Consider the following 24,089-nt stretch of genomic DNA (forward strand, 5'->3'; position numbering starts at 1 on the left):
CCTGGGCTTCATGCGCCCTCCCCCGTCAGCCGCCGCTGCACGGCGATCAGGCCCTTGCTGACCACCACGATGATGACAAAGAGCACAAAGGCCACGGCCGAGGCCAGGCCCAGGTTCCACCACTTGAAGCCTTCTTCGTACATCAGGTAGAGCACGCTGACCGTGCTCTGCAGCGGGCCGCCCTGGGTCATCACATAGGGCTCGGCAAAAAGCTGGAAGTACCCGGCCGTCGTCAGGATGGTGACCATCAGCAGGGTCGGCGCGATGCTGGCCAGCGTGATGTAGCGGAACTGCGCCCAGCTGCGCGCGCCGTCCAGCCGCGCGGCCTCGTACAGGTCATGCGGCACGGCCTGCAGCGCCGCGATGAAGATGATCATGTTGCCGCCGAAGTTCTTCCAGGCGGCGAACAGGATGATGGTGGGCATGGACCAGTGCGGGTCGCCCAGCCAGTCGACGGGGTCCAGGCCCAGGGACTGCAGCGTGTAGTTCACCAGACCGTATTTGACGTGGAAGAGATAGCGCCAGATGACGGCGACGGCCACCAGCGTGGTCACCACGGGGGCGAACAAGGCGGTGCGCAGCAGCGGCTTGAAACGCACCAGCTTCGACTGCAGCAGCACGGCCGCGGCCAGCGACACGCCGATCGACAGCGGCACGCCGAGCACGACGAAGTAGAGGGTATTGCCCAGCGCCTTCCAGAACAGCGGCAGGCTCAACACGTGCACATAGTTGTCCCAGCCTTGCCAGCGCAGGTTGCGCAGGTCGGCCAGCGCATAGATGTCGAAATCGGTGAGGCTCAACGCAAGGCCGGCGAAGACGGGCACGCCAAAGAACAGCGCGATGACGATCAGCGCCGGGGCGGCGAAGGCCCAGGCGGCGAGGGATTCGCGACCACTGTGCTTCATGCGGCGGTCTTTCGGTCCAGCATCCAGCGGCGCTTTTCCAGGATGCCGTCGACGAGGGCATCCAGCGAACGCACCGTCGTGTCGAGGTCGGTCACGCCGTGCACCGCGCGCGTGGCCGCGAGCTGCATCTCCTTCTCGATGCGCTCCCATTCCGGCACGGCCGGCGCCGCGCGCACGCGCTCGAGCTGGCGGCGGAAGGCGGCGGCGTGGCGGTCCTCGGCCAGCGTGGCGCCATTCAAAGGCAGGGCCCAGGCACTGCGCCGCGCCGGCAGGTCGCCCGTCAGGCGGTAGAACTCGAGCTGCACGTCGGGCCGGCTCAGGTAGCTGATCAGCGCCCAGACTTCGGGCTTGTGGCGCGAACGCTTGAACATGGCAAGGCTGGCACCACCGGCGATGGAGACGCCGGGGCCGTCCGGGCCAGGCAACTCGGCGGTGATCCAGGCATTGGCCAGTTCGGCCGGCAGGCGGCGCTTGAACTCGCCGATGTCCCAGGGCCCCGACATGTAGAAGGCGAAGTTGCCGCGGCCGAACTCCTGCCAGAGGTTACCGATCTGCACCTCGCTGACGCCGGGCGCCTCGCCGCGCTGGAAGCGCTCCAGGTAGAAGGACAAAGCCTTGCGAAAGCCCGGGCCTGAGAAGTTGCCATAGCGGCCGCCGTCACGCAGCAGCTCGCCCGGCTGCTGCATCGCCAACGCCAGCAGCGGTGCGGACTCGTTGGTCGGCAGCAGGATGGGTTTGTCCATGCCCTGCTCGCGCAGCCGGGCCAGCGCGGCGCGCCAGTCATCCCAACTCACAGGCATGGACGGGATGCCGGCCTTGGCCAGCAGATCCTGGCGCACAAACATCAGCCGCGTGTCGACATACCAGGGCAGGCCCACGCGCTGGCCGCCGGCCAGGTTGGTGGCCCAGATGCCTTCGAAATAGTCCGTCACCTGCAGCGACGGCGTGCGCGCCAGCCAGGGCTCCAGCGGCTCCAGCGCGCCCAGGGCCTGCATCTCGGGTAGCCAAGTGTTGCCGACCTGGGCCAGATCGGGCGTGGCGTCGCCGGCAAAGGCCGTCAGCAGCTTCTCATGCGCGGCCGTCCAGGGGAGTTGCTCGACCTTGACGCGCACGCCGGGGTGTTCACGTTCGAAGCCTGGCATCAACTCGGCCACGACCTCGCTCTCGCGGCCCATGGCCCAGAAGCGCAGTGTCGTCGTGCCATCGTGACGCGCACAGCCGGTCAGGGCCGCGGCGGCGGAAGCGCTGAGCAGGTCACGGCGGCGCATGTCAGCCGAGCCAGCCTCCGGTGAAGCCAGCCCGCTTCAAGCCCTTGATGAGGTGGGCGTTCTTGCGCATCGCCTGCCACACCAGCTCGCCGCGATGGTTGCCCATCATCGCGAGCAGCGGGCCCTGGTCGATGCCCAGCATGTCGGTGTCCACCCATCCCTTGCCGGGCTCGATGCGGCCATGCGTGAGGCGCACGTCGGGGAAGTTGAAGCTGGGGTTGAAGGCATCCCAGAAGCCGTAGCGGCCCCAGGTGTGCGGGTAGCGCTCCTTGATGGCCATCAGCGCCGGGATGACGATCTCGGGCGCGAAAGCAATGGAGCCGCCGGCCGCATAGGGCGCCAGCGTGCCGTCGTCATGCAGGCCCATGCCGCGGCCGGCATAGCTGATGAAGCGGCGCTTCACGGTCTTGCCAGCGGTGGTGGTGTATTGAAGCGAGATGTCGGCCGGGCCGTCGCTGGCGCTGACGCCCCAGACCTCGGCGCTGTAGCCCTGCCAGCCGAGCGGGTTGTCCTGGGCATAGGCCTGCTGCACATAGGTGGCGCGACGCGAGTTCTCGAAATAGTCCAAGCCCTTGTCACGCATGTAGGCGTCGCGAATACCGCGGAAGTCCACCCAGCAGTGCGTGAACTGGTGACCGAACAGCGGCGGGAAGCGCAGCAGCGTCTGCCCGTAGCTATCGCCCCAGCTCTGCTGGTCGTAGGTGCTGGTCCAGGCGTCCCAGGCCTCGGGCTTGACCGAACGGGTCGGCGAACCGAGTGCCAGCAGATAGACCAGCATGGCCTCGTTGTAGCCCTTCCAGTCGCTGCGGATGAAGCCCTTCTCGGGCGACCAGCCGTGGCTGATGGAGGGCGGGCGCACCTGGGCCCAGGCCCAGTCGACGCGGCCATAGAGCTCGTCCGCCAGTTTGCGGATGGCGACCTCGTCGGCATGCTCGCCATCAAAGAAGCTCTGAGCATGCAGGGCGCCCATCAGCAGCAGAGCCGTGTCGACGGTGGAGAGCTCGCAGCGGTCGAAGCGCAGGCCCTCCTTCATGTCGAGGAAGTGATAGAAAAAGCCCTTGTGGCCCGCCACGCCGGTCTTGCCCGGGCCTTGGGGCAGGCCGGCGAAGAAGCGCAGCGTCGTCAACGTGCGCTGGGCAGCCTGCGCTCGCGTGATGTAGCCACGCGCCACGCCGACGGGATAGGCGCTCAGCGCAAAACCGACGGCCGCGATGCTGGCGAATGACGGTGTGGGCCAGCGGTCGGGTGCGAGGCCGGTGCGGGCGTCGGTCGTCTCCCAGAAGAAGTCGAAGGTGCGCCGCTCAAGGTCGGCGAGGAAGGTGTCGGCGGCCTGCGCCGGCGCCTCGGCCCAGCTGGGCAGGTTGGCGGCCAGGGCAAGGCCGGCGCCGTGGGCCAGGACGGCGCGTCGGGTCAGCAAACTCATGATGGGGGTGATTGTGGGAGCCGGCCGCGCGTTCGGCGCGGCCGGCTTCCGGTCTTCAGGATCAGAACGAGTAGCTCACGCCCAGCTTGAACTGCCGCATCGAGCCGCGCACGCCGGTGCGGGTGTCGAAGTGGTCGTTATCGCCACCCAGCGCGTTCTTGGGCGGGGTGGAGGGGCCGCCGACCCAGTCGTCGTAGTAGCCCCAGTTGGCGGTGTTGAACAGGTTGAGCACGTCGGCACGGATCTGCAGCTCGCCGCCGTAGACCTTGAAGTTCTTGGCCAGCGCCATGTCGAGCTGCTTGAAGGTGTCGGAGCCGCGCGGCACGGCACGGCAGCCCGTCGGCCCGAAGCCGGTGTGGCAGTCGAGCACCCGGCGTGGCTGGCCGTCGCCCACGGTCAGCTTGCCGGACAGCTGCATGCCCCACGGCAGGCGGTCCATCAAGCCGCCAACGACGAGACGGTTCTTCTCCGCATCCAGGGTGGGGTTGAAGCCGTGAGTGGACTTGCCATAGGTCCAGTCGAAGATGCTATCCGACCATTCGTGGCTCGTGGTCTTTGCATCCGTGTGGGTGTAGGCAATCGTCATGCTCCACCCGCTGGCCTGGGTGTAGGGCTTCTCCAGCGATAGGAAGACGCTGGTGGCCTTGTTCTCGCCAACAAAATCACCCAACACGATGGTGCCGTAGTTGCGCGGAGCGCCGCCCCACAAGGGGTCCAGCGAGTTCGTATTGCCGAAGCCCCCGTTGGGGTCGCGGTTGCCGTTGAACCAGATGAACTGGTTCTTCGCATGAATGTTGGAGACCGCGATGTCCATGTTCCAGCTGCCGAGGGCCTGGCGCACGCCAAGGCTCATCTGGTCGGCAAACGGCATCTTGAAGTCGTTCTTGATCATCCAGATCTCGCCGTTGGGCGCTGCGTTCTTCTGCAGCTCGTCCAGCGAGTTGTTGGCCATGCGGCGGTCATAGCTGCGGCCCCAGCCGCCGTAGACGACCGTGGCCTTGTCGCTGAACACGTCGAAAGACGCACCCAGTCTCGGCGCGAAAGCTCCCTTGAAGGCCTTACGCGAGTTGCCAGTGGAGATGTAGTCGGCAATGTTGATGCCGCCCTTGGCCAGCGACTGGGCATAGGTCTGGCCCGCGGGTGCGGTGATGCCGTCGACGGTGCGGCCGTCCAGCGCGTTCAGCGCGGCGATGCGGTCGGCCGGCGTCACGTAGCTGTTGTTGAGCATGTTGTCTTCATAGTCCCAGCGCGCGCCGATGTTGAGCTCCAGCTGCTTGGTGAGCTTCCAGTCGTCCTGCAGATAGATGCCGTACTGGTTGTTTTTTAAGTTCGCCGACGCGGTGGCGATGGGCAGCCTGATGTTGCACTGGTCGCTGGACAAACCGCTGCTGCTGACGTTGGTGCCGGTGCAGGCCAGGCCGTTGAAGTAGGGCTGACCGGTGGTCGTGTTCAGTACGGTGTCGATCGCCGCGACCCGGAAGGCGGTGCCGCTGAGGTCGTACTTCATGGCCTTGAACTGGACGCCGCCCTTGATGACATGGCCGGCAAGGCCCGTGTAGCTGAGGTCGTCCTTCAGGTAGATGCCGCTCTGGCGGCGGTCCTGCGCATTGGGCGAGCCGCCGGTAAAGAAGACGTCCTGGACGTTGTTGATCGCGTTGGTGGGCGAGTACTTGTAGCGCACCAGCGGATCGGTGGAGTCCGACTGCGGGTTCCACTTCGAGCTTTCCCAGCCGACGCGCGCCTCGTTGAGCCAGGTGTCACCGGTGTATTCGTGGCTGAGGTCGACGCGGTACTCGTTGTTGTTGTTGTTGATGGCCGTGCTCGGCGCGAAGCGGTCACCGTCGACCGAGTAGCTGGTCTCCTTGCGCAGCGTGGTGGACAGGTCCAGCCGCTGGCGGTCATCGATCTCGGCCGAAAGCTTGCCGAACAGCAGATGCTCCTTGAACTGGCCCTTGAACGAGCCCTGCTGCGCAGCGATGGCGGGGACGATGCCGGGGCTGTTGGGGTACTTTTCCAGGTTCATCGCAGTCAACTGACGCGGCTTGTCGATGGACTTGCCGTCGTAGGCGACGAAGTAGTGCAGCGTGTCGGGCTTGATGGCGCCACCGATGCTGAAGCCGCCTTCGATCTGCTTGTACGAGGGGGGATCAATGTGATTCGCCTTGTCCCTCTCCTGGATGGGGCTCAGCGACGTCCAGTTGCTCCCGGTGCGGTTGACGTAGACGCTGCCATGGGTCTCGTTGCCGCCGGACTTGGTGACGGCGGAAATGGCGACGCTGGAGACCTGGTCGAACTCGGCCTTGTAGTTCTGCGTCAGCACGCGGTACTCGGCGATGGCCGTCTGCGGGAAGGGGTTGCCCTGGCTGGTGTCCTGACCGGTGAGGCCGCCGCGCAGGATGTTGTTCTTGTGGCCGACGCCGTCGATGAAAACGTTTACAGCGTCAATGTTTTGCGAGCCACCGCGCAGACGCGTATTGCCGCTGGCGTCGGTGTCGAAGCGCACGCCGGGAGCGAAGTCCGCGGCCGACAGGAAGTTGCGCGTGGCCTGCGGGATGGCCTCGATCATCTTGTTAGACACCGTGGTGCCGACCTGCGAATCGATGACGCCCTGGCGCTGCGCGCTGCCCTGGATCACGACGGTGCCGAGCTTGGCGTCCGTGCTGCCGAGGTCCAGCGTCGCGTTCTGGCCGACGGACAGCGTAACCACACTGCCGGTGGCAGCACCGGCCACCCGGACCTCGTAGTTGCCGGGGTTCAGGCCGACGAGTACATAGCTGCCGTCGGGCAGGGTCTTGGTCCGGTAGGTATTGCCGTTGGCCTTGTTGACGGCGACGACATCAGTGCCTGCCGGCGCCGTGGCGCCAGCCGCTGTGATGGTGCCGCGCACGGTGGCGCTGGCGCTCTGCGCCTGCGCGGGCAGGGCCGCCATCAGCAGCCCGCCGATCAGGCCGGCGGCGCAGAGATGGCGGGTGAGAAGCCTGGGTTTGGTGCGGGGGGTCGGGGTGCTCATGATGTCCTTGTCTCCTGTGTTGTGCTGTGGTTTGGACGGGATCAGGTCTTGGCGCTGCCGCACGACTGCCGCACAACGAGCTGTACCGGCATCACGGTGGCGCCGGCGTCGGTGGCGTTGCGCTCCAGGGTGTCGGCCAGCGCATCGAGTGCCTGGCCGCCCAGCGCGGCAATGGGCACGTGCATGGTCGTCAGCGCCGGGCTGACGTAGCGGGCGATGGGGATGTCGTCGAAGCCGGCAAGCGCGATGTCCTCGGGCAGGTGCACACCGCCGGCCTGCAGCGCACCCAGCAGGCCGATGGCCATGATGTCGTTGGCGGCGAAGACGGCATCGGGCCGCTGGCCCGCCGGCAGGGCCAGCAGCTCGGCCGCGGCGCGCTGGCCGCCTGCTTCGGAGAAGTCGCCCTCCAGCAGCCATGCCTCGGCCCCCACGGCCAAGCCGGCACGGTAGCCGCGCTCGCGTTCGCGCGCCTCGAAGTTGGCCTGCGGGCCGCCGAGAAAAGCGATGCGTCGCCGGCCGCTGCGCACCAGGTGCTCGGTCATCGCGCGCGCACCGCCGAAGTTGTCGACGGCGAAGACCCGCTGGCTCGCGCCCCGCACGCCGGAGTTCAGCAGCACGGCCGGCAGGGCAGGCGGCAGGTTCTGCGACAGGAAATCGTCGTCGGCGTGCGGCGACATGACGATGAGGCCGTCAACGCGGCCGTTCATCGCGCGCAGCGCGGCCGCGGCCTCGTTGGCATCGTCGTGGGAGCTCGACAGCAGCAGATGCAGGCCGCGCGCCCGGGCGGCCTGGTCGATGCCGCGGATCAGCTCGGAGAAGAACTCGCCATGCAGATCGGGCAGCAGGGCGCCGATGGTGTCGGTGCGTCGCGTGATGAGGCTGCGCGCCGCCCCCGACGGCGAATAGCGCAATTCGCGGGCGACCTCGACGATGCGCTGGCGCGTGTGCGGCAGCACGTTCTCGGCGCCGTTGAGCGCGCGCGAAACGGTGGCGACCGACACACCGGCAACGCGGGCGACGTCCTTGATCGTGGCGGGGGTGACCGTCATCTTGTTGTCAGAGGTTGGCGCCGTGGGAAGCGATGACTTCAGCATAGAAGCGCGCACTGGCCTTGGGGGTGCGCTGCTGTGTCTGAAAGTCCACATGCACGAGACCGAAGCGCTTGGCAAAGCCGAGCGCCCATTCGAGGTTGTCGAACAGCGACCAGGCGCAGTAGCCGCGCACGTCAGCGCCCCTTTGAATAGCGTCCTGCACGGCGGCGATGTGGGTGCGCAGATAGTGCACGCGCAGCGGATCGTCGACACGCCCATCGATGGCCGTCGGTGGGTCATAGAACGCGGCGCCGTTCTCGGTCACATACAGCGGCAGGCCGCCGTAGCGCTCGTGCATCCACACGAGGGTGTCGGCCAGGCTCTGTGGGTGCAGCTCCCAGCCGGTCTCGGTGTAGATGCCGCCGGGCTGGCGCTGCGGCACCGCCGGCACCGGCCAGGCCTTGGGATCAAAGCGCACGACGGCGCGGGTGTAGTAGTTCAGGCCGAGGAAGTCGACGGGGACTTTGAGTGCCTCGACCTCGGCGGCCGGCCAGTCGGGCCAGGCTTCACCAAAGACCTCGCGCAACTCGGCCGGGTAGCTGCCAAGCAGGGCCGGGTCGAGGTATTGCCGGTTCATGTAGGCGTCGGCGAGCCCGGCGGCGTGGCGGTCGTACTCGCTGGCGTCGGCCGGCAGGTGCTTGGGCTCGATGTTGACGACCAGGCCGATCCTGTTCTTTCCGGTCGCGCGGTAGGCCTGCACACCCTTGGCGTGTGACTGCATCAGCCGGTGGGCGACGATGGCCGCCTCGAAGGCGCTCTTGTGACCGGGCGCCAGCGCGCCATGCATGAAGCCGCCGTCGGCCACGACCCAGGGTTCGTTCAGCGTGACCCACATCGGCACGCGGTCGTCCAGCGCCTTGAAGCAGACCTGCGCGTAATCGGCAAACCAGTCGGGCATGTCGGGGTTGAGCCAGCCGCCACGGTCGTCCAGCGCCGCGGGCAGGTCCCAGTGGTGCAGCGTCACCATCGGCTGGATGCCAGCGGCCAGCAGTTCGTCGACAAGGCGCTCGTAGAAGCCCAGGCCGGCCGCATTCACGGCGCCGCGACCTTCAGGCAACACGCGGTTCCAGGCAATGCTGAAGCGATAGGCCGTGAGGCCGAGCTCGCGCATCAGCGCGACGTCGTCCTTCATGCGGCGGTAGTGGTCGCAGGCAATGTCGCCGGTATCGCCGCCGAGCACGCGGCCCGGCGTGCGCACGAAGCGATGCCAGTTGCTGACGCCGGCCCCATCGGCCAGCGGCGAGCCTTCGATCTGATAGGCGGAAGTCGCACAGCCCCAAAGGAAGCCGGGCGGGAACGGTTGTCTCATCCGTGTGCCAACTCCGCTTGCGCGGGTCGGTCGTTGTGTCGTCATGTAAACGTTTACATGCATTCTTTCCGTGATTACTTGACGAGTCAACAGCGTGTTTACCCCGGAGCGTCGCGCTCGCACCTCAGACTCCGCCGCTTCGCCCGCCACCAGAAGCAGAGGCAAGGGATGGATCAAGCACAGATCGACGCCACGCTGGCCCAAGCCAGGGCCCATGCCGATGCCGGCAGCGCCGAGGCCGCGCTGGATGCAGCGCGCCGCGCCCACCACGCCGCGCTTGAACGGGGAAGCGTGGCCGCCCAGGCGGAAGCCACGCACTGCATTGCCAGCGTTGAGCTGCGCCTGCTGGGTCATTTCGCTGCGGCGCTGGAATCCGCACGCCAGGCGGCATTCCAGTTCCAGCAGGCCGAGATGCCCGAGGGCGAATGCCGCGCACTCGCCACCCAAGCCATGGCCGCTGCACGCCTGGGCTACTACGAAACCTCGGTCGATTGCGCCCTGCTGGCGGTCAAGCTGTGTGCCGGCACGTCGGGCGACGGAGCCAGCGTGGAGCAGGTCGTGGCCCACCACGCACTGGGTGTCGCCATGTTCATCGGCCGCTCCTACGCCGAGGCCAGCGAGGCTTCACAGCGCGCCATCGAGTTGGCCTACCAGTGCGATCCCCCGGTTGACACCTATGTGCTGCATGCCGACCTGGGGTCCACCGAGGTCATGCGCACGCTCAGCGCACGCAGCGCCACCACGGCAGGCACGACCAGCCTGGAACTGCTGCGCGAACACCTGCGCCGTTGCGACGAACTGCTGCACGATGCAGCGCCATTGGCCAGCATCGGCATTGGCAGCCGCAGCAGCAGCGCCCTCACCCATGCCTTCAACAAGGCCATGCTGCTGATCTGGCAGGCCGACCTTGTGGGTGCCGCGGCGCAGGTGCGCCGGCTGCGCGAGGCGGTGGAATCTTCCCGCCGGCCCTGGCTGCAAGCCCTCGTGCTTTGGGCCGGGTCCGAACTGGCCTTGGCCGAAGATGACCTGCCGTTGGCCCGCAATCACGCCGAGCAGATGATTCGCATCGCCCTGGCGCAGAACCATGAAGGGCTGGTCAGCATTGGCCTGGGCCAGTTGGCTTATCTGGCGTCCACCGCGGGCGACCACGCCGCAGCCGCGCAGGCCCTGCGCGAGCTGGCCGAGCGCGAGCAGTTGGCCCGGTCTGCCAGCCTGCGCGGCCGCGTCGCCGACGTGGAGCGGCAACTGGAACTGCGCAGCCGGACCCGGCAGTTGCACGCCTCCGAGGCCGGGCGCGCGCACTTCCAGCAACTGGCGCTCGAGGATGGCCTGACCGGCCTGCCGAACCGGCGCCATTTCGAACTCCAGCTGCAAGGCCTGCTGGAGGAGGTGCGCACCCAGGGCAGCACGGCCTGCCTCGTCATGATCGACGTCGACAAGTTCAAGCAGATCAACGACGGCCATTCGCACAACGCGGGCGACGCGGTGCTGCGGGCCATCGCGGCGCAGATCCGAAGATGCGTGCGCGACAAGGACTTTCCCGCGCGGCTGGCCGGCGACGAGTTCGTCATCATCCTGCGCGATACCGGCGCGCAGGCAGCCCAAGCGCTGACCGAGCGGATCGCCGACGCGGTGTCCCGCCATGCATGGGGCGGCATCGCTGCCGGCCTGTCGGTCTCGGTGAGCCTGGGGCTCGCCGAAGTCCTGCCGACCGACACCTTGCGCACCGTGCTCAGCCGCAGTGACCAGGGCATGTACGCGAACAAGCGCGAAAAGGCCCGCCCCCACTGACGGCCAAGCGGCGTGCACGCCCGCACACAAGGCTGAGCGCCGCCCCGGCCGACGTTCGAAACAACGCTTGCTTGCTGGCTTGCGGGCCGAGCGCCGGGCCGCTCCCAAGCAGGCCCGCCTTTGGCGATGTGCTTGCTGGTCAATCCGGCAAGCATCGCCGTCCCCCAGGGGGACCGGCTGGACTCGCCTGCGTTCAGCATGGCGAGACCAGACGAGGGGCTCCATTTCAGTCGGCGTAGACCCCTGCCGCCTTGATGACCGGGGTGAGTTTGTTGATCTCGGCCTCGACAAACTTCTTGTGCTCTGCCGGCGCAAGGCGCGCGTCACTGATGATGACCGCACCCAGGGCCTCCTGGCGCTTGTGGAAGTCGGCGTCCTTCAGGGCTGCGCGCAGCGCCGTGTTGACCTTGTCGATGACGGCCTTGGGCGTGCCCTTGGGTGCATACATGCCGTGCCAGACGGCCAGGTTGAAGCCCTTCAGCCCTGATTCGTCGGCCGTCGGCAGCTTGGCCAGCGGGCCGCTGGGCAGGCGCTTGGCCGACATCACCGCATAGGCCTTGACCTTGCCGGCCTCGATCTGTCCGGTGGTGTTGGTGGTCTGGTCGCACATGATGTCGACCTGGCCGCCGAGCAGGTCGTTCATGGCCGGCGCGGTGCCCTTGTAGGGCACGGTCGTCATGTCGATCTTGATGGCCGACTGATACAGCAGGCCGCACAGATGGGAGGCCGAGCCGACCCCGGCGTGGGCGAGGTTGATGTTGCCCTTGTTGGACTCCAGCCACTTGGCCAGTTCGGCATAGTTGGCCGCCGGCAGATTGGGGCGGCCGATCAGCGTCATCGGCACCTCGTTGACCATGCCCAGGTATTCGAAGTCTTCCAGCGTCTTGTAGGGCAGCGTGCGGTACAGGGCCGTCGCGCTGGCGATGCCGATGTGGTGCAGCAGCAGCGTGTAGCCATCCGGCGCGGCCTTGGCCACCTTGTTGGCGCCCAGCGTGCCGCCGACACCGCCGACGTTCTCGACAATGACGGTGGCACCCAGGGGCTTGCGCAACGCCTCGGCGAGGTCGCGAGCGACCTTGTCGGTCGGCCCGCCGGCTGCAAACGGCACGATCACGGTGACCGGCTTGTCGGGATAGTCGGCGGCAGCGGTGCCGGCGGCCAGCAGGGCCGCCAGGGCAATCAGGGTCGTGCGCATGGGCTTGTCTCCAGGATGTGTGCGCACGATCTTAGGCAGAGTACCGCCCCCGGCGTCTCCGGGATGGCCCCAAGCCAGCGCCATCAGGGGTAGCTCAGCGTCAGCGCATAGCCCTGGGTGCCGCTGCTGCCTGAGTAGGCCCCCACGCGGATGTAGACCGCCAGCGCCGAGCTGCCGGTGTTCTTGTAGCTCAGGGACTCGGTGCAGGTGGCGCTCTCCGACGAGGTCAGCGTCGTGCCGCTGGCGTTGTGCAAGTAGATGTCGTAGTCATAGGCCGCCGGGCAGCTCATGTCGACACGCAGCGTCTTGCCTGCGGCCAGCGTGACCTTGAAGTAGTCCTTGTCGCTCGTGGTGGCCATGGTGCCGCTGATCGTCGTCTGGTTGGTGACGACGTTGGCAGTGGCGATGGTGCCGTTGGACTCGGTCTCGTTCAGCGCCGCGCTGGCATTGCTGATGCTGAAGTTGACGGCCGACGAGGCGCCCGAGTTGCCGGCGGCGTCGTAGGCGCGGGCGACCAGGCTGTGGCTGCCGTTGGCAAGCGTCGTCGAGTCCAGCGACAGCGAATAGGGCGCGCTGCTGTCGCTGCCCTTCACCGTGCCATCAACGACGAAGTCCACGCGCGCCACGCCGATGTTGTCGCTCGCCGTGGCCGACAGCGTGACGGTGCCGGACGTGCCGCTCTCGCTGGCCGTCGCGGTCGGCGGCGTGGTGTCCACCGGCCCGTTGGACTGCGTGACCCAGACGGGCGCTGTCCACAGCATCTTGCCGTCGTTCTGCGTGATCTTGGCGTAATAGAAGTGCTCGCCGATGGCCGGCGTGGTGCTGGCCGTGCCGCTGCTGGCCAGCAGTGTGACGGTGCCGTTGCGCTTGGGCACGCCTTCGTAGATCTGCACGCTGGTGGCCGTCTTGCCGCTGTTGCTGGCATAACCGACGCTCAAGGACAGCGTGCCGCTGTTGGTGAAGCGCTCACCCATGACGTGGCCGTTGGCCGTCAGCGCGATCTGCGCCGTCTTGTCCATCGTCGCGAAGACGCGGCGGGCCTTGATGGCATCGATGAAACTGGCCTTGCTGAGCGCAGTGCCATTCGGGATCAGCACGCCGGTGCGGTTGGTGTACGACTTGCCCCAGTTGGCGCAGTGGTTGTCCTGGTTGCTGGCGGGCGCCACGTGAAAGCCGCGCTCCAGCATCTTGTTGAAGGCGTCTTCAAAGTTGCTGAGGCCCGTCTCGGTCTCGGTCGTGTTGGACGAGAACGCCGAGCTGTTCAGGATCTCGCTCAGCACCATGACCTCGTCGCCATCGGCGCTGTAGCCCAGCGCTGTGCCACCGACAAGGAACTGGCCGGTCGTGTCGGGATGGTTGAACTGGCCGACAAGGCCGAGCTGGCGCATCGTCGCGTACAAGGCCGCGTAGTCGCTCTTGGCCGTGAAGCGGTCGCCAAAAAGCTGGTTGCTGCTGTTGTATTCCCAGGCGAACAACTCCGTGCTGTTGAAGATGTTCATGTGGCCGCCATTGCTGATGACGCCCCACTCCATGCCGTAGATCGCGAGGTAGTTCGATGTCGTCGCGGCGGTGGCGGCTACCAGGCCGGCCTGGTAGCGGCTCTTGGCGGTGGCGGCGCTGCCGCTGGCGTTGGTGCTCGAGGAGCCGTCGAAGTAGTGGTTGTGCTCGGACGACATCAGGATGTCCAGGCCGGCCGTCTTGCCATAGGCGAAGGCGTCGGCCGGGCCGAAGGCGCCGGTCTGCGCGGGCTGCGAAGACGAGCAGCTGCCCAGTGCCCCGCCGCCGTCGGAGTCATTCGTCTGGCTGTGCAGATTGGCGTAGTAGACCGTGTAGGGTAGGCTGTTGATGGCCGGTGCCGATTGCGCCTTGACGAGGCCGCGGCCGGCGGCCGTGGGCATGGCCGCATAGGGCGGCAGGTCGACGCTGGCCGGCTGGCCGAGGGCAACCGGCCATTGCTGCTCGGCATGGTCCAGCGGCGCGGCAGCGGCCAGCAGGCGCTCGGCGCGGCCGGTGGTCGCACCCTGGCTCAGCGCGGTGGCGGCGTCGAGGCTCGCGGCTTCGAGCTTGAGCTGGTAGAGGCCATCGGCCAGTGCCGTGCCGCCGGTGCCGCGGCCGGCCCAGCGCACGCTGGCCACCACCGGCGCACCGGCATAGCGCGATTCGCCGCTCCAGCGCTGCAGCACGTGGCCCTGCGCGTCGACGAGGCTGAGCGCCCACGCAAAGACCTGGCCGTCGGCAATGCCGGGGTGGTCCATCTGCACGCTGAACACGCGCTCGCCGCTGGCGGCCGTGACCGCGAAAGGCGCGGACAGCGTGGCCGAGAACTCGTGGTGGTCCGGGTCCTTGGCGCGCGGGCGCGCGGCGGCGGCTTTGGCCAGCTCGCTTTCGGCCTGGGAAGCTTGGGAAGAGACTTGGGGGTCGTTGCTGCCACCACCGCAGGCTGCAAGCAGCAGCACGAGCAGGGTGGGCGGAAGATGGCGGGCAAGGGTCATGTCGCGTCCTCGGCTGGTGCCAGCGGTGGCCGGCAAAGCGGCGGACTGTGGTGGCGCCGCCAAGCCGAGTCCATGCGGGCCTTCCTGTCACCGATTCAGGCTCAGGTCGGCCCCGAGGTCTTCAAACGCGCGTCACACGGGGCGGCGATCCTCGATGACCCGGCCGTCGTTGGGCAGGCTGCCCGCCGCCAGCAGCTCGACCTCGCCCCGCAGCTTGGTGATGTCGCGCAGCGCCGTCTGCAGCTGCTCCACCAGGCCCTCGGCCGGCGCGGCCTCAAGCTGCAGGCACATGCGGTCATTGGCCAGCTCGCCGTCGACGATGAGGCGCGCCCGGCCGCGCTGGCCACAGCGCGCCAGCACCTCGGCCACTTGGCCCGCGTGCACGAACATGCCACGCACCTTGGCCGACTGGTCCGCCCGGCCCAGCCAGCCGCGCAGGCGCTGGTTGGTGCGGCCACAAGGACTGGCACCGGCCAGCACGGCAGAGAGGTCGCCGGTGGCAAAGCGGATCAGCGGGTAGCCGGCGCTCAGCGTCGTCACGATGACTTCGCCGACCTCGCCGTCCGGCACAGGCTCAGCAGAGCCGGGCCGCACGATCTCGACGATGACGCCTTCGTCGACGACCAGGCCTTCACGCGCCGTGGTCTGGTAGGCGATGAGGCCGAGGTCGGCCGTCGCATAGCACTGGTAGGCATCGACGCCGCGTGCGGAAAACCATGCAACGAGCGCCGGCGGGCAGGCCTCACCGCTGACCAGGGCACACTGCAGATAAGGCAGCACGTGCCCGCCCTCGGCCGCCTTCTCGAGCAAGATGCGCAGCAGGCTGGGCGTGCCGGCATAGGCCTCGGGCTGCAGGTCCAGGAGGGCCTGCAGCTGCAATTCGGTATTGCCAATGCCGCCGGGAAAGCTGGCAGCACCGATGGCGCGCAGGCCCGCTTCCATCATGGCGCCAGCCGGGGTCAGGTGATAGCTGAAGCCCACATGCGCGAGCTGGCCGGCGCGGATGCCCGCCGCATGCAGTGCGCGGGCGACGCGCCAGGGGTCGGCGCCGTCGGCATCGGGCTCGGGTTCGTAGAGCGGCCCGGGCGACTGGAAGATGCGCCGCGGCATGCCGGCCGCAAATCCGCCCAAGCGCAGTGCGCGCCGAGCGGCCTGGGCGGCGGCGAGGCTGCTCTTGCGCGTCAGCGGCAACGTGGCCAGCGCGGCCCGCGACGTGATCGCGTTCGCATCGACGCCGACCAACAGCTCGGTGTAGGCCGGACTGCTGGATTGGGCATGCGCGATCTGTTCCGGCAGCGCAGCCATCAGCGCGGCCTCACGCGCGGCCGGGTCGCGCGTCTCCAGCGCGTCGAAGAACTCCGAGCTCATTGGTGCACCCTTCGGCCTACGGTCTGTCCCGCCAAGCGGGAGCGAGCTTGCTTGGGGCGGCCCGGCGCGGCGCTCACTCCTCGTCCTTCCAACGCGTGAGCCGGCGCTTGATCTCGTCCTGCAACTTGCGCAGCTCGGTCGCGGACTTCAGCGTGAAGGTGTCCCACTCGGGCGTGCGCGCCGGGCGCTTGGTGAGCTGGACCTTGACGGTCGCACCCTCCACCGCCAGCTTGAGCACCACGTCGGCGCCCAGCATCCAGCCTTCGCCCCGCTCGGCCAGCACGCGTTGGTCGCGCGCGAAGCGCTTCATCGTCAGCAGCGCCGAATCCGCATCAAAAGGTGGCGGCGCCATCTCCCAGTTGTCGTCACTCATGCCAGCCACCTCTTCCTTCGCTTGTAGCTCTTCACGTCCTTGAAACTGCGTCGCCCTTCCCCGCCCACGCCGAGATAGAACTCCTTGACGTCCTCGTTCTCGCGCAATGCGCTGGCAGCGCCGTCCATGACGACGCGGCCGTTCTCCAGGATGTAGCCGTAGTCGGCATAACGCAGCGCCATGCTGGTGTTCTGCTCGGCCAGCAGGAAGGTCGTCCTCTCCTTGGTGTTGAGGTCGCGCACGATCTCGAACACCTCCTCGACGATCTGCGGCGCCAGGCCCATGGACGGCTCGTCCAGCAACACCATCTTGGGGTTGGCCATCAGCGCGCGGCCGATGGCGCACATCTGCTGCTCGCCGCCCGACGTGTAGGCCGCCTGGCTGGTGCGGCGCGTCTTCAGGCGCGGGAAGTAGGTGTAGACCTTGTCCAGCGTCGCCGCCACGGCCCCACGCCCGTCCTTGCGCGTGTAGGCGCCGGTCATCAGGTTCTCCTCGATGGTCAGGTGGGCGAAGCAGTGCCGGCCCTCCATGACCTGCACCACCCCGCGCTCCACCATGGCCGAGGTGGACAGCTTCTCGATGCGCTCGCCGCGCAGCTCGATGCTGCCCTTAGTGACCTCGCCGCGCTCGCCTTCCAGCAGGTTGGACACCGCGCGCAGCGTGGTGGTCTTGCCGGCGCCATTGCCCCCCAGCAAGGCCACCACCTGGCCCTCGGCTACCTGCAGGGACACGCCCTTGAGCACGAGGATGACGTGGTTGTAGATGACTTCGATGCCGTTGACGTTCAGGAGGGGGGCTGTCATCGCAACTCTTTCCTCAGCATGGATGCTCTCGCGGGTGGCGCCCCTCCCCGTGGGGGAGGGGACAGGGGTGGGGCCTCAGCACCCCGCCCTCACGGAGGGCGGGGAAGGGGTGGGAGCGGGGCATTGCCAGCTCGAAGAGCTGAGCCGCCGCGCGGCTCAGCTCTGGCACTCAGCAGGCGTCCGCCGAGTAAGCTTCTTCTCTCCCGCGTACTTGTCCGCCGCCGCCTTCACCATCGGCTTGATGATCTGTGCGTCCGCCTCGTACCAATCGCTGCTGAAGCTCCACTTCGCGCCGTCCCAGGTGTGGATGCGCGCCCAGGTCGAACCCTGGTGGTCATAGCAGCTGGTGCTGATCGGGCGGATCACGCCGTTCAGGCCCAGCGAGGCCAGCTTCTTGTCGTCCAGCGCCAGGTTCTCCAGGCCCCAGCGCACTTGCTCGCCGGTCATGACCTTGCCCTTGCCGAAACGCTCCTGCGCACGCCGCACGGCCTCCACGCCGAGCGCCTGGATGACCAGGCCGCGCGTGTAGAGCACCGAGCCGACCTCGTCCTTCGGGCCCGTGCCCTGTCCCTTCTCATGCACGAGCTTGAGGATGTCCTGGATGACCTTCGGGGTCTGGCCGGAGGTGTTCAGGTTCAACGCGTTGTAGCCCTTGGCGCCCTCGCCCACGTCCTTCACATCGGGCTCGGCGCCCGACCACCAGACGCCATACATCTTGTCGCGCGGGTAGCCGGTGGCCTGGGCCTCTTTCAGCGCGGTGGAGTTCATGACGCCCCAGCCCCACAGCAGCGTGTAGTCGGGCTTTTGCTGGCGCACCTGCAGCCAGGCGCTCTTCTGCTCCACGCCGGGCGCGGTGACCGGGATCTTCACCAGCTCGAAACCATGCATCTTGCTGCGCTCTTCCAGCAGCGGGATGGGCTCCTTGCCGAAAGGGCTGTCGTGATAGACCAGGGCGATCTTCTTGCCCTTGAGCTTGTCCAGGCCGCCTTCCTTCTTGGCGATGTGCTGGATGAGGATGTCGGCCGCCGTCCAGTAGCTGCCCATCAGCGGGAAGTTCCACGCGAATACGCCGCCATCGGCCGAAGCGGACAGGCCGTAGCCCAGCGTGATCAGCGGGATCTTGTCGTTGGGCACCTTGTCGGTCAGCGCAAAGGTGATGCCGGTGGCCTGCGGGTCGAACAGCGTCGCGCCCTTGCCCTTCAAGCGCTCATAGCACTCCACGCCCTTGTCGGTGGCATAGCCGGTCTCGCACTCCTCGAACGTGAGCTTCACGCCGTTGACGCCGCCATCGCGGGCGTTGATGAGCTTGATGTAGTCCTGCTTGCCATTGGCCCAGGGCGTGCCATTGGGTGAGTAAGGGCCCGTGCGATACACCAGCAACGGGAAGAACTGCTCCTTGGCTTGCGCCATAGCCGCGGGGGCCGCGAAGAGTTGCAGGGCGGCCAGGGCCGCGCAGGTGATGAGAGTCTTCATGGGGCTGTCTCCTTGTCGTTGTGGGTATCAATGCGGGAAGGGCCAGAGTCTGAGCTTTTCCTTGGCGGTCGCCCAGAGTCGCGCGAGGCCGTGTGGTTCCTTGATCAGGAAGAACACGATGAGGGCGCCGAAGATCATCAGCGCGAGGTGCGAGGCGGTGGCGGTGTCGATCGGCAGGCCGGTCCAGTAGGGCAGCTTGTCCAGGATCAGCGGCAGCACGACGATGAAGGCCGCGCCGAAGAAGGCGCCCGAGATCGAACCCAGGCCGCCGATGATGACCATGAAGAGCAGGTCGAAGCTGCGGTTGATGCCGAAGGCGGCCGGCTCCCACGAACCCAGGTGCACGAAGCCCCACAGCGCACCGGCCACGCCGATGATGAAGCTGCTGACGGCAAAGGCGCTGAGCTTGGCCTGCATGGGGCGGATGCCGATGACGGCGGCCGCCACATCCATGTCGCGCATGGCCATCCACGACCGGCCGATGTGGCCGCGCACGAGGTTCTTGGTTGCCAGCGAGAAGACGACGACGAAGGCCAGGCACAGCAAGTAGCGCGATGCCGGCGACTCGACGCTGAAGCCGAAGAGGCTCAGCCCCGCCACACTGACCGACCCTGAGGAAGAACCGTTGGTGACCCAGGGCAGGCGCAGGCAGGCCCAGTCGACAAAGAACTGCGCCGCCAAAGTTGCCACCGCGAGGTAGAGGCCCTTGATGCGCAGCGACGGCAGGCCAAAGGCCACGCCCAGCACGGTGGCACCCAAGCCGCCGGCCAACAGCGACACGATCAGCGGCATGCCCTCGAAGCGAGCCTGGCAGTTGTAGGCCACATAGGCGCCCACGGCCATGAAAGCGCCCGAGCCCAGCGAGATCTGTCCGCAGTAGCCGACCAGCACGTTCAGGCCTAAAGCGGCGAGGGACAGGATCAGGAAGGGGATGAAGATGGCGCGCAGCAGGTACTCGCTGGACACCAGCGGAACGACGACAAACGCAGCGATCAGCATCAGCGCCATTGCGATGCGATCCTGCCGGATGGGCAGGATCTGGCTGTCCGCCGAGTAGCTGGTCTTGAACTGGCCGTTCTCTCTGTACAGCATGGTTCAAACCCGATCAATGATCTTCTCGCCAAACAGCCCTTGAGGCCTGACGAGCAGCACGACAAGAACCAGCACGTAACCGAACCAGTATTCGATGCCGCCGCCGAGCATGGGGCCCAGGTAAGCCTCGGACAACTTCTCGCCAACACCGATCAAGAGTCCGCCGACGATGGCACCCGGCACGCTGGTCAGCCCGCCGAGGATGACGACCGGCAACGCCTTCAGCGCGACAAGAGACAGCGAGAACTGCACCCCCAGCTTGCTGCCCCAGATCATCCCGGCCACCAGCGCGACGAAGCCGGCCACGCTCCAGACGATGACCCAGATGCGCGACAGCGGGATGCCGATGCTCTGTGCGGCCTGGTGGTCGTCAGCCACGGCGCGCAGCGCGCGGCCGGTGGCGGTCTTCTGGAAGAACAGCGACAGCCCCGCGACCAATGCTGCCGCGATCAGCGCGGCATAGAGGTCTTCCTTGCTGACGAGGATGCCGCCCTGAAAGACGTCCTCGAACAGGAACATCGGGTCCTTGGGCAGGCCGATGTCGATCTTGTAGATGTCGTTGCCGAACAGCGTCTGGCCCAGGCCTTCAAGCAGGTAGGCGATGCCGAGCGTGGCCATCAACAGCGTCACGCCTTCCTGGTTGACGAGCTTGGACAGCGCCAGCCTCTCCACCAGCCAGGCGACAACGACCATCACCGCAAGCGCGCCCACGAAGGCCAGCAGGTTGACGACGACCTTGCCGTCCAGGCCTGTGTATTTCTGAATCCACTCGGCAAAGCGCGCCATCGCCAGCGCTGCAAACAACACCATCGCGCCCTGGGCGAAGTTGAAGACGCCGCTGGCCTTGAAGATCAGCACGAAGCCCAACGCAATCAGCGAATAGAGCATCCCGGCCATCAGGCCGCCGATCAGGGTTTCGAGGAAGGGTCCCATCAGTGGCTCGCTCCGAGATAGGCCTTGATGACGTCTTCGTTCTTGCGCACCTCATCGGGCGCGCCATCGCCGATCTTCTTGCCGTAGTCCAGCACGACGACGCGGTCCGAGATGTCCATGACGACGCCCATGTCGTGCTCGATCAGCACGATGGTGGTGCCGAACTCGTTGTTCACGTCGAGGATGAAGCGGCACATGTCCTGCTTCTCTTCGACATTCATGCCGGCCATGGGCTCGTCCAGCAGTAAGAGGCTGGGCTCCATGGCCAGCGCGCGCCCCAGGTCGACGCGCTTTTGCAGGCCATAGGGCAGGCGGCCGACCGGCGTCTTGCGGTAGGCCTGGATCTCGAGGAAGTCGATGATGCGCTCCACCGCCTCGCGCTGTTCGCTTTCCTCGCGCCGCGCGGGGCCGAGGTGCAGGGCCTGCCAAAACAGGCCGCGCTTCATGCGCAGATTGCGGCCGGTCATGATGTTGTCCAGCACGCTCATGCCCTTGAACAGGGCCAGATTCTGGAAGGTGCGCGCCACACCCATCTCGGCGACCTGGCGCGGGCTCATGCCCTTGAAGGTGCGGCCGCGCAAGGTGATGGCGCCCTGCTGGGGCTGGTAAACGCCATTGATGCAGTTCAGCATCGAGCTCTTGCCGGCGCCGTTGGGGCCGATGATGGCGCGCACCTCGTGCTCTCGCACGTCAAAGCTGATGTCGGTCAGCGCCTTCACGCCGCCAAAGGCCAGCGAGATGTTCTTCACCTCCAGGACGACGTCGCCGATCTTCTTCATGCGGCCTGGCCTTTCACGGCCGGAAAGGTGCGCGCCTCGACGATGCGCAGGTCGGCCGCGACCATGGAGGTGCGGCCGTCCTCGAACTTGACCTGGGTCTCGATGTACTGCGAGACCTTGCCGTCGTAGAGCGCATCGATCAACACGCCGTACTTCTCGGCGATGGCACCGCGGCGGACCTTGCGCGTGCGCGTCAGTTCGCCGTCGTCGGCGTCCAGCTCCTTGTGCAGCACCAGGAAGCGGCTGATCTGGCTGCCGGCCAGCAGCTCGTCCTGGGCCAGGTCGGCGTTGACCTTCTCGACGCAGTCGAGGATGAGTTCATAGACCTCTTGGCGCTGGGCCAGGTCCGTGTAGCCCGCATACGGCAGGTTGCGGCGCTCGGCCCAGTTGCCGACGGCCTCGAAGTCGATGTTGATGAAGGCGCAGACCTTGTCGCGCTTGTCGCCAAAGCAGACCGCCTCCTTGATGTGCGGGAAGAACTTCAGCTTGTTCTCGACATACTTGGGCGCAAACATGGCGCCGTCGAAGGCGCCGCCCATCAGGCGCCCGACATCCTTGGCGCGGTCGATGATCTTCAGGTGGCCGCCCGGCGTCAGGAAGCCGGCGTCGCCGGTGTGGAACCAGCCATCCGGCGTCAGCGCTTCGGCCGTGGCGGCGTCGTTCTTGTAATAGCCCTTGAGCAGGCCGGGCGAGCGCACCAGCAGTTCGCCGCTGTCGGTCAGCTTGATCTCCACGCCGTCGATGGGCACGCCCACCGTGTCGGAGCGCGCCTCGTGGTCGGGCTGCAGGCAGACAAACACGGCCGTCTCCGTCGAGCCGTAGAGCTGCTTCAAGTTGATGCCGATGGCGCGGTAGAAGCTGAACAGGTCGGGGCCGATGGCCTCGCCGGCTGTGTAGGCGACCCGCACGCGCGAGAAGCCCAGCGTGTTGCGCAGCGGGCCATAGATCAGCACATCGCCCAGCGCATAGGCGATGCGGTCCAGCAGGCCCACCGGCTGCTTGTCCATCAGCCGCGGGCCGACGCGGCGGGCCAGCGTCATGCAGCGCTCGAACAGCCAGCGCTTGATCGCCGACGCATCCTCCATGCGGATCATGACCGTCGTCAGCAGACCTTCGAAGACCCGCGGCGGCGCGAAGTAGTAGGTCGGGCCGACTTCTTTCAGGTCGATGCTGACGGTGGACGCCGACTCCGGGCAGTTGACGACATAGCCCACGGCCAGCCACTGCGCATAGCTGAAGATGTTCTGGCCCACCCAGGCCGGCGGCAGATAGGCCAGCACCTCTTCGTCGGACGTCAGCTTGTCGAAGCGCTGGCCGGCCTGGGCGCGGTCGATCAGCGTCGCATGGGTGTGCATGACGCCCTTGGGGTTGCCCGTCGTGCCGGAGGTGAAGAACAGCGCCGCGACGTCACCGGGCAGGCAGGCCGCCACCTCGGCGGCGAAGAACTCGGGTCGCTCGGCCGCATAGGCGCGGCCCCGCGTAGCCAGCTCGTCCAGCGAAGCGAGACCCGGCTCGTCGTAGTTGCGCAGGCCGCGTGGGTCGTCGAACCAGATGCGCTTCAACTGGGGGCATTGCTCGCGCAGCTCCAGCAGCTTGTCGACCTGCTCCTGGTCCTCGACGATGGCAAACGCGATCTCCGCGTTGTTCAGCGGGAAGACGAATTCGGCGGCGACGGCGTCTTGATAAAGCGGCACTGGGATGGCGCCCAGGCATTGCGCGGCCAGCATGCTGGCGTACAGGCGCGGCCGGTTTTCGCCGACGACCACGAGATGCTCACCACGACGCAGGCCGGCGGCCGACAGCCCCAGAGCCAGCTCCTGCACCAATGCCGCCAGCCGCGCCCACGACAGCGTCTGCCACACGCCGTAAGCCTTCTCGCGCAACGCGGGCGCGTCTGGCCGCTGGGCGGCGTGGTCGAGCAAGAGCCGGGGGAAGGTCGTCAAGCCTGTCTCCAATGCGCGGGCTGGAGCCTGCGTCTGTGAGCCCCATTCTGGTCAGTACTTTGACGCCCATCTGTCCGTACGACGACAATTTAGGGGTCTTCACGGCCCAGACTTTCCCGCCCCCATGGCCAACACGCCGCTGCCGCTCAGACAACGCACACGCCGGCCAGCGCCGGCTGAGCTGGATGCCATCCCCTGGCTGAAGCTGCTCGACGGCCCGTTGCGCGAGCGCGCTCTCACGACGCTGGAGGTCGGCGATGCCGAGCCCGGCGAGCGGCTGTGCCGCATCGGCCGACCAGCCACCTTGTGGTTTGGCGTCGTCGAGGGCCTGCTGAAGATGAACAACGACGACTCGCTGGGCGCAGCCGTCACCTTCACCGGCATCCCGCCGGGCGGCTGGTTTGGCGAGGGCACCCTGCTCAAGCGCGAGGTCTACCGCTACAACATCCAGGCCCTGCGGCCCAGCGTCGTGGCCGGCCTGCCCATCGAGAGCTTCCATGCGCTGCTCGACGGCAGCATCGCCTTCAACCGCTTCGTGCTGGACCAGCTGAACGAACGCCTGGGCCAGTTCATCGCTGCGCGAGAGACCGACCGCATCCACGACCCCGACGTGCGCGTCGCCCGCAACCTCGCCGCCCTCTTCCACCCGACCCTCTACCCAGGCGTGGGCAACTGGCTGCGCATCACGCAGCAGGAGCTGGGCTATCTGGTGGGGTTGTCGCGCCAGCGGGTGAACCAGGCGCTGCACCGCTTGAGCGATGCCAACCTGATCCGCATCGAATATGGCGGCCTGCGGGTGCTGGACCTCGTCGGCCTGAGGCGGTTTGCGGGTTGAGTTTCA

The 24,089-nt window shown here is 67.1% G+C and carries 18 protein-coding genes; 2 read left to right on the plus strand and 16 right to left on the minus strand.

The window, feature by feature from the left end; genetic code table 11:
* Positions 1 to 8 precede the first annotated feature (8 nt).
* From ASC91_RS04525 to ASC91_RS04550, 6 genes are all read right to left on the minus strand, one after another.
* Positions 9 to 905 carry a carbohydrate ABC transporter permease gene (locus ASC91_RS04525; RefSeq protein ID WP_056192924.1) on the minus strand — a complete coding sequence of 299 codons (897 nt, stop codon included), beginning with the start codon at positions 903 to 905 and terminating at the stop codon, positions 9 to 11.
* Positions 902 to 2,173, minus strand: coding sequence for a sugar ABC transporter substrate-binding protein (locus ASC91_RS04530; protein ID WP_056192927.1), 1,272 nt, complete (start codon positions 2,171 to 2,173; stop codon positions 902 to 904). The genes ASC91_RS04525 and ASC91_RS04530 overlap by 4 nt, the downstream gene beginning before the upstream one ends.
* A gap of 1 nt (position 2,174) precedes the next feature.
* On the minus strand, positions 2,175 to 3,596 hold the full coding sequence (locus tag ASC91_RS04535) for a glucoamylase family protein (protein WP_082532428.1): 1,422 nt from the start codon (positions 3,594 to 3,596) through the stop codon (positions 2,175 to 2,177).
* Between the two features lie 61 nt (positions 3,597 to 3,657).
* Complete coding sequence (locus ASC91_RS04540; RefSeq protein ID WP_157281149.1) at positions 3,658 to 6,606, minus strand: TonB-dependent receptor domain-containing protein; 2,949 nt, start codon at positions 6,604 to 6,606, stop codon at positions 3,658 to 3,660.
* Positions 6,607 to 6,647: 41 nt separating this feature from the next.
* Positions 6,648 to 7,655, minus strand: coding sequence for a LacI family DNA-binding transcriptional regulator (locus ASC91_RS04545; protein ID WP_056192932.1), 1,008 nt, complete (start codon positions 7,653 to 7,655; stop codon positions 6,648 to 6,650).
* Positions 7,656 to 7,662: 7 nt separating this feature from the next.
* Positions 7,663 to 9,006 carry a GH1 family beta-glucosidase gene (locus ASC91_RS04550; RefSeq protein WP_056192935.1) on the minus strand — a complete coding sequence of 448 codons (1,344 nt, stop codon included), beginning with the start codon at positions 9,004 to 9,006 and terminating at the stop codon, positions 7,663 to 7,665.
* A 168-nt stretch (positions 9,007 to 9,174) separates the two neighbouring features.
* Here ASC91_RS04550 and ASC91_RS04555 point away from each other — a divergent pair, with 168 nt between their 5' ends.
* On the plus strand, positions 9,175 to 10,797 hold the full coding sequence (locus ASC91_RS04555; RefSeq protein WP_056192937.1) for a diguanylate cyclase: 1,623 nt from the start codon (positions 9,175 to 9,177) through the stop codon (positions 10,795 to 10,797).
* A gap of 226 nt (positions 10,798 to 11,023) precedes the next feature.
* On the opposite strand, the gene ASC91_RS04560 is transcribed toward ASC91_RS04555, so the two are convergent.
* From ASC91_RS04560 to ASC91_RS04605, 10 genes are all read right to left on the minus strand, one after another.
* Positions 11,024 to 11,992 carry a tripartite tricarboxylate transporter substrate-binding protein gene (locus ASC91_RS04560; protein WP_056192940.1) on the minus strand — a complete coding sequence of 323 codons (969 nt, stop codon included), beginning with the start codon at positions 11,990 to 11,992 and terminating at the stop codon, positions 11,024 to 11,026.
* A gap of 83 nt (positions 11,993 to 12,075) precedes the next feature.
* Complete coding sequence (locus tag ASC91_RS04565; protein ID WP_082532429.1) at positions 12,076 to 14,484, minus strand: CehA/McbA family metallohydrolase; 2,409 nt, start codon at positions 14,482 to 14,484, stop codon at positions 12,076 to 12,078.
* A gap of 132 nt (positions 14,485 to 14,616) precedes the next feature.
* Positions 14,617 to 15,852, minus strand: coding sequence for a phenylacetate--CoA ligase family protein (locus tag ASC91_RS04570; RefSeq protein ID WP_056192942.1), 1,236 nt, complete (start codon positions 15,850 to 15,852; stop codon positions 14,617 to 14,619).
* A 73-nt stretch (positions 15,853 to 15,925) separates the two neighbouring features.
* Positions 15,926 to 16,225, minus strand: a complete 300-nt coding sequence (locus ASC91_RS04575) for a hypothetical protein (protein ID WP_057300574.1) — start codon at positions 16,223 to 16,225, stop codon at positions 15,926 to 15,928.
* Positions 16,222 to 17,028 carry an ABC transporter ATP-binding protein gene (locus tag ASC91_RS04580; protein ID WP_056192949.1) on the minus strand — a complete coding sequence of 269 codons (807 nt, stop codon included), beginning with the start codon at positions 17,026 to 17,028 and terminating at the stop codon, positions 16,222 to 16,224. The genes ASC91_RS04575 and ASC91_RS04580 overlap by 4 nt, the downstream gene beginning before the upstream one ends.
* 156 nt (positions 17,029 to 17,184) lie before the next feature.
* Positions 17,185 to 18,501: an ABC transporter substrate-binding protein gene (locus tag ASC91_RS04585; RefSeq protein WP_056192952.1), complete on the minus strand. Its 1,317-nt coding sequence runs from the start codon at positions 18,499 to 18,501 to the stop codon at positions 17,185 to 17,187.
* 27 nt (positions 18,502 to 18,528) lie between these two features.
* Positions 18,529 to 19,593 carry a branched-chain amino acid ABC transporter permease gene (locus ASC91_RS04590; RefSeq protein ID WP_056192954.1) on the minus strand — a complete coding sequence of 355 codons (1,065 nt, stop codon included), beginning with the start codon at positions 19,591 to 19,593 and terminating at the stop codon, positions 18,529 to 18,531.
* 3 nt (positions 19,594 to 19,596) lie between these two features.
* Complete coding sequence (locus ASC91_RS04595; protein ID WP_056192957.1) at positions 19,597 to 20,526, minus strand: branched-chain amino acid ABC transporter permease; 930 nt, start codon at positions 20,524 to 20,526, stop codon at positions 19,597 to 19,599.
* Positions 20,526 to 21,305 (minus strand): ABC transporter ATP-binding protein, encoded by a 780-nt coding sequence (locus tag ASC91_RS04600; protein ID WP_056192959.1) that lies wholly within the window; start codon positions 21,303 to 21,305, stop codon positions 20,526 to 20,528. The genes ASC91_RS04595 and ASC91_RS04600 overlap by 1 nt, the downstream gene beginning before the upstream one ends.
* Entirely contained in the window at positions 21,302 to 23,248 is a 1,947-nt protein-coding gene (locus tag ASC91_RS04605; RefSeq protein ID WP_056192962.1) for a long-chain fatty acid--CoA ligase, read from the minus strand. The genes ASC91_RS04600 and ASC91_RS04605 overlap by 4 nt, the downstream gene beginning before the upstream one ends.
* Positions 23,249 to 23,372: 124 nt before the next feature.
* On the opposite strand from ASC91_RS04605, the gene ASC91_RS04610 reads away from it, so the two are divergent.
* A complete protein-coding gene (locus ASC91_RS04610; protein ID WP_056192965.1) occupies positions 23,373 to 24,083 on the plus strand; it encodes a Crp/Fnr family transcriptional regulator in 711 nt (236 codons plus the stop codon).
* The last annotated feature ends 6 nt before the right edge of the window (positions 24,084 to 24,089 follow it).

The sequence above is a fragment of the Pelomonas sp. Root1237 genome (assembly GCF_001425055.1).
Lineage (GTDB): Bacteria > Pseudomonadota > Gammaproteobacteria > Burkholderiales > Burkholderiaceae_C > Pelomonas.

Bases quoted from the DNA above. Each gene is read 5' to 3' on its own strand.
- ASC91_RS04525 (WP_056192924.1), bottom strand. From the start codon at position 905: ATGAAGCACAGTGGTCGCGAATCCCTCGCCGCCTGGGCCTTCGCCGCC.
- ASC91_RS04530 (WP_056192927.1), bottom strand. From the start codon at position 2,173: ATGCGCCGCCGTGACCTGCTCAGCGCTTCCGCCGCCGCGGCCCTGACC.
- ASC91_RS04535 (WP_082532428.1), bottom strand. From the start codon at position 3,596: ATGAGTTTGCTGACCCGACGCGCCGTCCTGGCCCACGGCGCCGGCCTT.
- ASC91_RS04540 (WP_157281149.1), bottom strand. From the start codon at position 6,606: ATGAGCACCCCGACCCCCCGCACCAAACCCAGGCTTCTCACCCGCCAT.
- ASC91_RS04545 (WP_056192932.1), bottom strand. From the start codon at position 7,655: ATGACGGTCACCCCCGCCACGATCAAGGACGTCGCCCGCGTTGCCGGT.
- ASC91_RS04550 (WP_056192935.1), bottom strand. From the start codon at position 9,006: ATGAGACAACCGTTCCCGCCCGGCTTCCTTTGGGGCTGTGCGACTTCC.
- ASC91_RS04555 (WP_056192937.1), top strand. From the start codon at position 9,175: ATGGATCAAGCACAGATCGACGCCACGCTGGCCCAAGCCAGGGCCCAT.
- ASC91_RS04560 (WP_056192940.1), bottom strand. From the start codon at position 11,992: ATGCGCACGACCCTGATTGCCCTGGCGGCCCTGCTGGCCGCCGGCACC.
- ASC91_RS04565 (WP_082532429.1), bottom strand. From the start codon at position 14,484: ATGACCCTTGCCCGCCATCTTCCGCCCACCCTGCTCGTGCTGCTGCTT.
- ASC91_RS04570 (WP_056192942.1), bottom strand. From the start codon at position 15,852: ATGAGCTCGGAGTTCTTCGACGCGCTGGAGACGCGCGACCCGGCCGCG.
- ASC91_RS04575 (WP_057300574.1), bottom strand. From the start codon at position 16,225: ATGAGTGACGACAACTGGGAGATGGCGCCGCCACCTTTTGATGCGGAT.
- ASC91_RS04580 (WP_056192949.1), bottom strand. From the start codon at position 17,028: ATGACAGCCCCCCTCCTGAACGTCAACGGCATCGAAGTCATCTACAAC.
- ASC91_RS04585 (WP_056192952.1), bottom strand. From the start codon at position 18,501: ATGAAGACTCTCATCACCTGCGCGGCCCTGGCCGCCCTGCAACTCTTC.
- ASC91_RS04590 (WP_056192954.1), bottom strand. From the start codon at position 19,593: ATGCTGTACAGAGAGAACGGCCAGTTCAAGACCAGCTACTCGGCGGAC.
- ASC91_RS04595 (WP_056192957.1), bottom strand. From the start codon at position 20,526: ATGGGACCCTTCCTCGAAACCCTGATCGGCGGCCTGATGGCCGGGATG.
- ASC91_RS04600 (WP_056192959.1), bottom strand. From the start codon at position 21,305: ATGAAGAAGATCGGCGACGTCGTCCTGGAGGTGAAGAACATCTCGCTG.
- ASC91_RS04610 (WP_056192965.1), top strand. From the start codon at position 23,373: ATGGCCAACACGCCGCTGCCGCTCAGACAACGCACACGCCGGCCAGCG.